The following is a 10,182-nucleotide window of genomic DNA, read 5'->3' as shown; positions in this document are numbered from 1 at the left end:
GCGCAGCAGGGTGCAGAGCTAAATAAAGTAAATTGCTTAGTCGAGGCGTCTGCATAGAAGAATGGGAAGTGAAGAATACTATGGATAGATTTCAAGTTCCCACCAAATCCCGATCTAGCATACAAGGTTTCATGCTCGTGTCGTATCTAATTCGAAAGCGGAAAGTGAGGCATCTAGAGGTATGAAAGCAACTGGAATTGTCCGTCGGATAGATGATTTAGGGAGAGTTGTAATCCCCAAGGAAATACGGCGCACCCTACGCATTCGTGAAGGTGACCCTTTGGAAATTTTCGTGGATCGTGATGGAGAAGTTATTCTGAAGAAGTATTCACCGATTGGTGAGCTTGGTGATTTTGCAAAGGAATATGCGGAGTCCCTGTTTGAAAGCACCAATCATGTTGCCTTGATTTCTGATCGAGATAATATTATCGCTATGGCTGGCGGATCTAAGAAGGATTACTTAGAGAAATCAGTTGGGGCGATCATAGAGTCTTGCATGGAAAATCGTAAGGCTGTGATTGAAAGCAGTTCAGGTCAATTCGAGATTATTAAGGATAACAATGAAACATTCACTTCTTTCGTAGCTGCGCCAATTGTAGCAGGAGGAGATCCCATTGGTTCAGTAATCCTGATTTCGAAGGACGAGAATGTAAAAATGGGCAATATGGAAGTTAAAATGGTTGAGACTGCTGCGGGATTCTTAGCGAAGCAGATGGAGCAATGAACACATAATTCCAAACGAAGGCTTCCTTACGGAGATGATGCATCTGTAAGCGAAGCTTTTTTTGTCTGAACTGGCAGATTTCGCTATAATACGTACATAGGAATCATGTTGGTGTAGAGGAGTAAAACGGAATGAGGGTCACCTTCAAGGAGCAAGATCAGCAGAAAGAAGGGCTCCAGAGGCACGGTGATGGTAAACAGAACAAGCTGTTAAAGGGCGCTGCGCTGCTTGGGGGTGCGGCTGTGCTCTCAAAGCTACTAGGGACGCTGCAGAAGATTCCTTTGCAAAACGTAGCTGGAGATGTAGCTTTTGGTATTTATAATGCGGTTTATCCGCTCTATATTCTGATCTTATTTGCAGCCACTGCTGGATTTCCAGTCGCGGTGTCTAAATTTGTAGCCGAACGCGTCATGGAAGGGGATCATTCAGGCGCGAAACGGATTGTGGTCGTCTCATCTGCCCTATTAATGAGTGCGGGGCTTCTCTTATTTCTCCTGTTGTATTTTGGTGCGGAGACGATTGCTGGTTGGATTGGCATTACGCAGACCGCGACAGCGATCCGCAGTGTATCTTTTGCCCTGCTCTTATCTCCCGTTCTTGCTGTCCTGCGAGGGTATTTCCAAGGGTATCAAAACATGGTGCCTACCGCGGTCTCGCAAGTCATCGAACAGCTCATTCGTGTAATTACAATGGTCGCGCTATTGTTGTATCTGGTGGCGCTTGCCTATGATGAAGCCTGGATCGCGGCGGGGGCCACGTTTGGCTCTGTGACAGGCGCTGGAGCGGGTCTAGTGGTGATGGCTGTGTTTTGGCGGCGGAAGCGACGTAGGGATGCTAGGAAAGCGACAGCAGCCGGCTCAGAAACGGAGCAAGTGATTTCATCTTGGCAATGGGCCAAGCGAATTACGATATATGCTATTCCAGTCTGTTTAGGTGCTATTGTTGTGCCGCTGCTCACGCTCGTGGATACGTTCACGATGCCTCGTTTGTTGGAAGCATCCTTTGGTAGTGAGTTGGAAGCTATGCGTCAGTTCGGCCTTTATAACCGTGGGCTTCCACTTGTCCAGTTGGTCGTGATGGTGGCCTCCTCGATGTCGGCTGTCTTGGTGCCGGCGATTGCGGAAGCTAAGCTAAGCGGGCGAGTGGATCTCATCCGCTTTCGCGCGGAGATGTCCGTCAGGCTCGCATGGGTGATCGGGCTTGGCGCGTCGTTTGGCCTCGCCTTCTTGGCCGTTCCGATCAACCTGATGCTCTATACGAGCACCGAGGCGAGCTGGACGATGGCCGTGTTGGCCTTCACGGCCTTATTTAGTACGCTGAACGCTGTCAGTGCCAGCGTTCTCCAGGGCGCCGGCGCGATCCGCACGCCGGCGAATGCCCTGCTCGTTGCCATCGTGCTGAAAGCACTCGGCAACATCGTGTTGGTGCCCCGCTGGGGCATCGACGGCGCCGCGCTCAGCGCGGTGATCGCCTACGCCGCTGCGGCGGGGCTAAACCTGGTGCAGCTGCGCCGCAGCACCGGGGTGCGCTTCGCGCTGCGGCCGTACGCCGTCAGTCCCACGCTTGCCGTGGGGCTGATGGGCGGCGGCCTCGCAGCGCTGCAAGGGCTAGCCATGCTCGCTACGGCGGCATGGCACGTGCCTGAGCGATGGGGCGCAAGCGCCATCGCTCTCATAGGCGTAGCCGGCGGCGCGGCCGTCTACGCGCTTGCGCTGCTGCGCAGCGGCAGCATCAGCCGCGAGGAGCTGCGGCTGATGCCGGAGCTGGAGCGGAAGCTGGCGCCGCTCCTGGCGAGGCTGAGGCCGCGGAGGTCTTCGCGCGGCCGTTCTAATCCCAAATAGCGGCTGTTTCATCCGCCAACAAACTTCCACAACTTTGCCCTACTCGGCAAATTATAAATAACCATTAATCAGGAGGTGTCATCCCATGTCATCAAGCAACCCGCAAATTACCGTCCTTGGACTCGGGACAGGAGACGAAGATCAATTAACCTTAGGCGTATGGAAGAAGCTTCAACTAGCGGCTAAGTCACAAGCGAAGCTATTCCTGCGGACGAAAGATCATCCGATGGTACAACTGTTAGATGCCAATTCCATGCCGTACGAAACGTTTGATCCGAATTACATGTCGAATGAGACGTTCGAAAGAGTCTATGAGTCCATTGCGGAAGAATTAATCACGGCAGCGAAAAGCCATGCGAGTGAAGTGCTTTACGCGGTTCCAGGTCATCCCATGGTAGCGGAGTATACAGTGCAACTACTGAAACAACGCTGCCCTTCTGAAGGGATCGAACTGCAAATCACAGGTGGAGAGAGCTTCTTAGACCAAGCCTTCTTACGATTTGGCTTCGATCCGATCGACGGCTTCCAGTTGCTGGATGCGACGAGCATCAGCCGTTATGCATTGAATCCACAGCTGCATACGGTGATTGGGCAGGTGTATGATACGTACACAGCCTCTGATTTGAAAATCAGCCTGATGGATGCCTATCCAGACGAGTATAAGGTCATTGTTGGCCACTCCTTGGGCGTGGCAGGTCAGGAGCAGATCATCGAAGTACCGCTTCACGAGCTGGATCATGTCAAAGGTTATGGCAATCTGTCGCTAGTGTGGGTACCACGCAGTGAGCAGGAAGGGCCGTACAATCGGACATTTGGTAAGTTGCACGAGATCGTTCAGACCCTGCGCAGCCCAGAAGGATGCCCGTGGGATCGTGAGCAGACCCATGAGAGTCTGCGTAAGAATCTGATTGAGGAAGCCTACGAAGTGCTGGAAACCATTGATGAAGATGATCCCGATCACATGTGCGAGGAGCTTGGCGATTTGCTTTTACAAGTCATGCTGCATGCGCAAATGGAAGAGGAGATCGGCACGTTCTCCGTGTATGATGTGATCGCTACGTTGAATGAGAAGCTAATCCGCCGTCATCCGCATGTGTTCGGGGAGTCGAAAGCAGACGATGCTGATGAAGCGTTAGTCAATTGGAATGCAATTAAGGTCGAAGAGAAGCGAAAGAAAGGCATCGATGTTACGCAGCAGTCTGTGTTGGATGGCATTCCGCGAGAACTGCCGGGCTTGATGAAGGCAATGAAGCTGCAGAAGAAAGCGGCGACGGTTGGTTTTGATTGGACAGAGCTTGATGACGTGCTTGCTAAGGTGGAAGAGGAACTCGCTGAGTTGCGAGAGGCGATTGCGCTTGGGGCGGAAGATGGGGCTCAGCAGCGTCGTGACGAGTTGGGAGATGTCCTATTCTCTATCGTCAATGTTGCTAGATTCCTCAAAGTAGACCCTGAAGAGGCTCTAGCACAAACGAATCGGAAATTTATGCAAAGATTTTCATATATTGAGGAACAGCTACGTTTAAAGGGCTTATCTTTTGAACAAACTGGGTTATCAGAGATGGAAGTTTACTGGCAAGAAGCAAAAAAAGTTATAAAACTTGATCAACGATAGAAGGATTTTGCCGAAAAAAGCAGAATACTAGACTTGTTGCAAGGTATAATCATGAAATGTAACCACAGTTGGTACATAGAAGAGCTGATCTTCAAACATTTTGGGAGGTAAAGAAAACACATGAACAAAACAGACTTGATCAACAACATCGCTGAAAAAAGCGGACTTACTAAGAAAGACGTAGAAGTTGTCCTTAACGGATTCCTTGGTGAAGTGACAGACGCTCTTTCATCCGGAGATAAAGTACAATTGATCGGTTTCGGTACATTTGAAACTCGTAAGCGTTCTGGCCGTACAGGTCGCAACCCGCAAACGGGTAACCCAATCGAAATCGCAGAATCCAATGTTCCTGCTTTCAAAGCGGGCAACAAGCTTAAAGACGCTGTAAAATAATGCGTATCGATAAATTTCTCAAAGTATCTCGTCTGATCAAACGCCGTACAGTTGCAAAGGATGTGTCTGACCAAGGGCGCGTGTGGATTAACGGTAGGGACGCTAAAGCGAGTACGCATGTGAAAGTTGGAGATGAGTTATCCATTCAGTTCGGTCAAAAGAAAGTGACGATTCGCGTTGAGCTTTTGACAGAGTCGACCCGTAAGGAAGACGCTGCGCAGATGTACACGCTCCTGAAGGAAGAGCCGCTCCAATCCGAATAACGCATAACGATGAAGTAGCCTGGGATTCCTGCAGAGGGGATTTTAGGCTGCTTTTTTTGTAGGCATAAGATGCAAGGCTTGGTTCTAAAAAAGGACATCCTCCCATATCGTAAGATTAGGTGAAGGAGGGGTACAGGCCATGATTGAACCTGTGAAAAACAGCAATAAAAGGCAAGAAATTAAGATGCTGAATCGCAAGCTCTTGGAAATATCAGGAGTTTTGAACGTAGAAAGTTTTGATAGCGAAGAATTCCTCCTAGAAACGGAAATGGGCTACTTGATGATTAAGGGGCAAAATTTGCACATCAAGAACTTGAGCTTGGAGCAAGGATTAGTCGCCATTGAAGGTATTATTCATGAATTAGCCTATGTGGACGGGAATACCCAGGAGAAATCCAAAGGGTTTCTTGGTAAGCTATTTAAGTGACGCTTCACGTTCAATTTCAGACGATTTTCATGATGTTCCTGAGTGGAATTTGCATAGGGGCTCTGTTCGATATTTTTCATGTGCTCTCGGGCAAGCTGCGGTTGCCACGATGGACCATCCCAATTGTAGATAGTATCTATTGGATTGTGGCGATAATCCTGGTGTTCAAGATGCTTATTTACAGTAATGAAGGACAAGTTCGTATTTTTATTTTCCTTGGAATGGGGATCGGAATTTGCTTCTATTTCGCTCTTCTTAGTTCGCTAGTCATTCGACTAACGCTCATTCTCATACGAATTATTGTGGCGATTTACCGCTTCCTTAAGAGGACTGTCGAAATTATCATCATTAAACCGATAATTGGCATATATCGTCTAACGGTGATAATTTTAGGCTTTTTGCTAGCCGTAGCTATATTCCTTTACAGAATTGTGCTACAATTGCTCTATCCTATGTGGAGATTATTCCTCTGGATGACTAAGCCTGTGCATAAGTACTTGGTGATCCCGGACTGGTTGAAGAAACTGAAGGGACGCATCATTGCGCTTTATCGCAGGATATTCTCGAAGTAGGAGGATTTCCTATTCATGCATGCTCAAGCAACCGTTTCAACCAAGCGCATCAGTCGGGAAGGCTCGAAGCGAAGACTGCGTATCCTTTTGATCATTGTCTTATGTTTTCTGAGCTGGGCTGCTGTTAACATCTGGGGGCAGTTCGCCAAGCTGCACGAGAAGAAAAGTGTCGTAGCGAATATGGAACAACAACTCGTCGAAGCGCATAAGATAAATGCTCTCACGACGAAGGAAATCGCACGGCTGCATAACGACGAATATTTGGATCAGATCATTCGCCGAGACTTTCATTACAGTAAAACGGGAGAGACGCCATTAAGTGTCTCGAAGTCGCAATAAGAAAACGTTACGAAGAAGTGGCGAATGCCGTGTTGACCGTGGTTTCTGCATCGGTTATAATCGGCGTAGCCAGTGTTTTCAACATTTTAAGGGAGGAACATTTTACTTTATGGCAATTGAAGTTGGCACCAAGTTAGAGGGAAGAGTGACGGGGATTACTCACTTTGGAGCATTCGTCGAGCTTGCTGAAGGAGTTACCGGTCTTGTTCACATTTCGGAGATCGCGGACAATTATGTGAAGGACGTTAATGACCACTTGAAGCTAGAAGACAAGGTAACGGTCAAAGTAATTAACGTGGACAAGGATGGCAAGATCGGACTGTCGATCAAGCAAACGATTGACAAGCCAGTTGAGGAAAGACCAGCTCGTCCTGAACGTACAGGTGGCAGCAGCTATCAAGGTCGTCCTAGTGGAGATCGTCCAAGCGGCGGTTACCAAGGTGGTCGTCCAAGCAGCGGTGGAGACCGTAGTGGTCCTCCAAGCGGTGGTCCAGGTGGTGGTGGCGGTCGTCCAGGTGGCGGCGGTGGCTTCAATCGTGGTGGTGGCGGTGGTGGTCGCGGCGGCTTTAACAAGCAGCAAGGCGGAGCTAGACCGTTTTCGTTCGAAGATAAAGTATCTCGTTTCCTAAAAGATAGTGAAGAGCGGATTTCGTCCTTGAAGAAGAACACCGAGTCCAAACGCGGTGGCCGAGGCGGAAGAAGAGACTAATAGATGCAGATGATGAACCACATTCGCTCCGGCGAATGTGGTTTTTTCTTTGTCATATATGAATGTATATGTTTTGGGTTTGGGGTAAGCGAAGCTTCCCCCTTATTTCATGTATAGTCACACTTCACTTTATCTGATTTTGGCTTTCCCACCGGACTAGATGAAAAACATACAGTTAATTCTCTCGAATTTCTCCAAATTTCACGATTAAATGGAATATATGTGGTTAAATCATCGTATTTCATCCCTATTCTCTTCAAATCTTGAAATTACATGGATAATTTCCAGCTAAATCACGGAAACACGAATTAGACGTGAAATTAGCTGTACAAAATACAGTTACTCTAGTGTTTGGGTCCACGGCTGCCCGCATCCCTGCACGAGAGAGGAGCGCCAACGTGGCTGCCATACACCAAAAGGGACGTACTTCTCAAGTACAGTCCCTTTTGGTGTATTTCTCCATAAACGCTCCGTCCTTGAAGGACGGCGGAGGCGTTTTTCTTTGTCATGTGCGACAAGTCCGGCAAAAACAATGCAAATCAATCGACATGGAGTTACGGGTATCTCCCTCATATGCAGGTCGAAGTTTCGAGGTATTCAGACTTCTGGAAACGTTTTCAATGCAAGGAACCCAGAGCAGGCAAGGGCTGGGACCTGTTGACAAAGACATCGGGACATGTCGGAAATTTTTTTGAATCTATCAACTCATTCTGACAAACTTTCTGCTAGATTGTCTCTATACTAGAGTAACAAATAAGGGAAGAAATGGATGGTGTTCGAGAATATGCAAAGACGAAGCTTAGGCGCGGTGATGGGTAGCGGATGGTCGGGAATTTGGCAGAAAGCAAAAGTAGGCGTTCACAGTGCAGCTGTGGAGAATCGATGGGTACAAGCTTTTGTTGCTAAGAAGTGGTCGTTACTGCTCATCGTTATGGGCTTCTTGCTCGGTCGAGCGATGATTCTGGAACAGTTATCACCATTTGCTTTGGCGTTTGTCGCAGTGATCTATTTTACAAGAAAGGATATCTTGCATTGGGTGGGTATTGCTGCATTTGCAGGTAGCTTGCTCGCGGTGAATGGGAACACCGGTTATCTGGTGACAGAAATTGTTATCTTCCTAGGGATCCAGAAGGCACTTGAGAAATATGAACGATCTGACGTTTCGTTAGCTCCGATCCTCGTATTCAGCTCAACGTTCCTCGTACAGCTCTTTGCGGAGTTGGTTGTTTCTAACTTGACGTGGTACTCCTTGATGATGATTACCGTTGAAGCGTTGCTAAGTTTGGTGCTGACGCTCATTTTCATTCAAGCGATCCCTGTATTCACACTTACCCGCAAAAACTATCATCTGAAACATGAGGAGATTATTTGTTTAATTATTTTGCTGGCTTCGGTCATGACAGGTACGGTTGGTTGGCTTGTGGGTCCTGTCACGATAGAGCATGTGCTATCTCGTTATTTGATACTCCTGTTTGCGTTGGTAGGAGGAGCGCCGTTCGGGGCATCCGTTGGTGTTGTTACGGGGCTTATCCTAAGTCTTGCGAATAGCAATGCGATTTATCAGATGAGTTTGCTTGCTTTCTCTGGTATGCTTGCAGGTCTCCTTAAAGAGGGGAATCGCTTGATGGTTGCGTTTGGGATGCTGATAGGATCATCTATTCTATCTTTCTATATGGGTTCTAGTGTGGATATGATCAATTCGGCTTGGGAATCTCTTGCGGCCGTTGCCCTGTTCCTGCTTACGCCGCGCAGCGTGATTCTCATGCTTGCTAAGTATGTGCCTGGTACCCAAGAGAATCTGAAGTCGCAGCAGGATTACGCGAAGCGTGTACGGGATGTGACGGCAGGTCGGGTAGAGCAATTCTCGGAGGTATTCCGCCAGTTGGCGCGCAGCTTTAAACAGCTAACGACGGAAGATGAGGTGAGTCGTAAGGAGGAAGATGTCGGACATTTCATGAATGCTGTCACCCAGAAGGCGTGTGAGTCTTGTTGGAAGAAGAGCCAGTGCTGGGATCAGAAATTCTATCAGACTTATACGTATATGACGGATATGATGAGCCAAATCGAGACGAAGGAGAGTATGACGAAGAAACAGATTCCGCCTGAGTGGAAGAAGGTGTGCATTCGTACGGAACAAGTGCTAGATGTAATGAAGCAGCAATATAGTCTATATAAGAATGACAGGCATTGGAAAAAGCAGATCATCGATAGCCGGCACCTTGTTGCCGACCAATTGTCAGGTGTTTCGCAGGTCATGGAAGACTTAGCGAAGGAAATTAAAAGGGAAGGACAGGAGTTGTTCCTCCAAGAAGAGCAAATTCGTAATGCCCTAGAGGAGCTGGGCTTATCTATTCATACCATCGATGTGATTTCCTTAGACGAAGGCAACATCGAAATCGAAATCATCCATCAATATACGAAGGGATTTGATGAATGTCGGAAGATCATCGCGCCGCTTCTGAGCGAAATCATCGGCGAGAATGTCGCCGTGATGCGTGAGGAAATGCACACGCGCGGCGAGGGCTACAGCACGGTCGTATTCGGCTCCGCCAAGGAATACGAGGTGGAAACCGGAGTCGCTGGCGCTGCCAAGGGAGGCGATCTCTTCTCGGGCGACAGCTACTCCACGGTGGAGCTGGGCAATGGCAAGTATGCCGTTGCGCTGAGCGACGGCATGGGGAATGGCGAGCGAGCGCGCGCGGAGAGCGAGACGGCGCTTAGCATCCTGCAGCAGCTGCTGCAGTCGGGGATGGACGAGAAGCTCGCGATCAAGTCGCTGAACTCGGTGTTGATGCTGCGTTCATCGGATGAGATGTACGCCACGGTGGATATGGCATTGATCGATATGTACAATGCCAATACGACATTTATGAAGATCGGCTCTACACCAAGCTTTATTAAGCGCGGCACGGAGGTGATCCAGATCTCGGCAAACAATTTGCCGGTAGGCATCTTGAGCGAGATTGATGTCGATCTGGTCTCCATTCCGCTGCAATCAGGAGATATCCTAGTCATGATGACGGATGGTATCTTTGATGCCCCGGGCCATGCTGTGAACAAGGAGATGTGGATGAAGCGGATGATTCAGGAAATTGATACGACGTTACCGCAGGATTTCGCGGATTGCTTATTGGAGCGTATTTTCCGCCATCATCATGGGGAAATTCAGGATGATATGACGGTTGTTGTAGCACGTATTGAGAAGCGGCAGCCGGAGTGGGCAACGTTCCGTTGGCCGGGTATTACACGTATGGAGCGTCCGAAAACAGTTAGTTAAAGGTTCTAATTAGCCGTGCCGGCTC

At 48.7% G+C, this 10,182-nt stretch carries 10 protein-coding genes; all 10 read left to right on the top strand.

The features are described from left to right. The first annotated feature begins 181 nt into the window (after window positions 1-181). Entirely contained in the window at window positions 182-724 is a 543-nt protein-coding gene (gene spoVT, locus GC096_RS06915; RefSeq protein WP_171629522.1) for a stage V sporulation protein T, read from the top strand. 131 nt (window positions 725-855) lie between these two features. Next, the gene (locus GC096_RS06910) at window positions 856-2,565 is read left to right on the top strand and encodes a putative polysaccharide biosynthesis protein (protein WP_171629521.1); all 1,710 of its coding nucleotides are present in this window, start codon (window positions 856-858) and stop codon (window positions 2,563-2,565) included. Window positions 2,566-2,650: 85 nt separating this feature from the next. Further along, window positions 2,651-4,177 (top strand): bifunctional methyltransferase/pyrophosphohydrolase YabN, encoded by a 1,527-nt coding sequence (gene yabN / locus GC096_RS06905; RefSeq protein ID WP_171629520.1) that lies wholly within the window; start codon window positions 2,651-2,653, stop codon window positions 4,175-4,177. Between the two features lie 120 nt (window positions 4,178-4,297). After that, window positions 4,298-4,570 (top strand): non-specific DNA-binding protein Hbs, encoded by a 273-nt coding sequence (hbs, locus tag GC096_RS06900; protein ID WP_028557378.1) that lies wholly within the window; start codon window positions 4,298-4,300, stop codon window positions 4,568-4,570. Further along, window positions 4,570-4,833 (top strand): RNA-binding S4 domain-containing protein, encoded by a 264-nt coding sequence (locus GC096_RS06895; RefSeq protein ID WP_171629519.1) that lies wholly within the window; start codon window positions 4,570-4,572, stop codon window positions 4,831-4,833. Before hbs ends, GC096_RS06895 begins: the two co-directional genes overlap by 1 nt. A 139-nt stretch (window positions 4,834-4,972) precedes the next feature. Continuing rightward, window positions 4,973-5,260 (top strand): sporulation protein YabP, encoded by a 288-nt coding sequence (yabP, locus tag GC096_RS06890; RefSeq protein WP_056617955.1) that lies wholly within the window; start codon window positions 4,973-4,975, stop codon window positions 5,258-5,260. Beyond that, complete coding sequence (gene yabQ, locus GC096_RS06885) at window positions 5,257-5,832, top strand: spore cortex biosynthesis protein YabQ (protein ID WP_171629518.1); 576 nt, start codon at window positions 5,257-5,259, stop codon at window positions 5,830-5,832. Before yabP ends, yabQ begins: the two co-directional genes overlap by 4 nt. A 15-nt stretch (window positions 5,833-5,847) precedes the next feature. Further along, window positions 5,848-6,171 carry an FtsB family cell division protein gene (locus GC096_RS06880; protein WP_171629517.1) on the top strand — a complete coding sequence of 108 codons (324 nt, stop codon included), beginning with the start codon at window positions 5,848-5,850 and terminating at the stop codon, window positions 6,169-6,171. A gap of 109 nt (window positions 6,172-6,280) precedes the next feature. Next, entirely contained in the window at window positions 6,281-6,880 is a 600-nt protein-coding gene (locus GC096_RS06875) for a S1 domain-containing RNA-binding protein (protein ID WP_171629516.1), read from the top strand. Window positions 6,881-7,664: 784 nt separating this feature from the next. Continuing rightward, the gene (gene spoIIE / locus GC096_RS06870) at window positions 7,665-10,157 is read left to right on the top strand and encodes a stage II sporulation protein E (protein WP_171629515.1); all 2,493 of its coding nucleotides are present in this window, start codon (window positions 7,665-7,667) and stop codon (window positions 10,155-10,157) included. Window positions 10,158-10,182 lie beyond the last annotated feature (25 nt).

It is taken from the genome of Paenibacillus plantarum (assembly GCF_013141695.1).
GTDB lineage: Bacteria > Bacillota > Bacilli > Paenibacillales > NBRC-103111 > Paenibacillus_E > Paenibacillus_E plantarum.
Note: the sequence above shows the minus strand (reverse complement) of the source record. Positions and strands in the feature narration are given on the sequence as shown.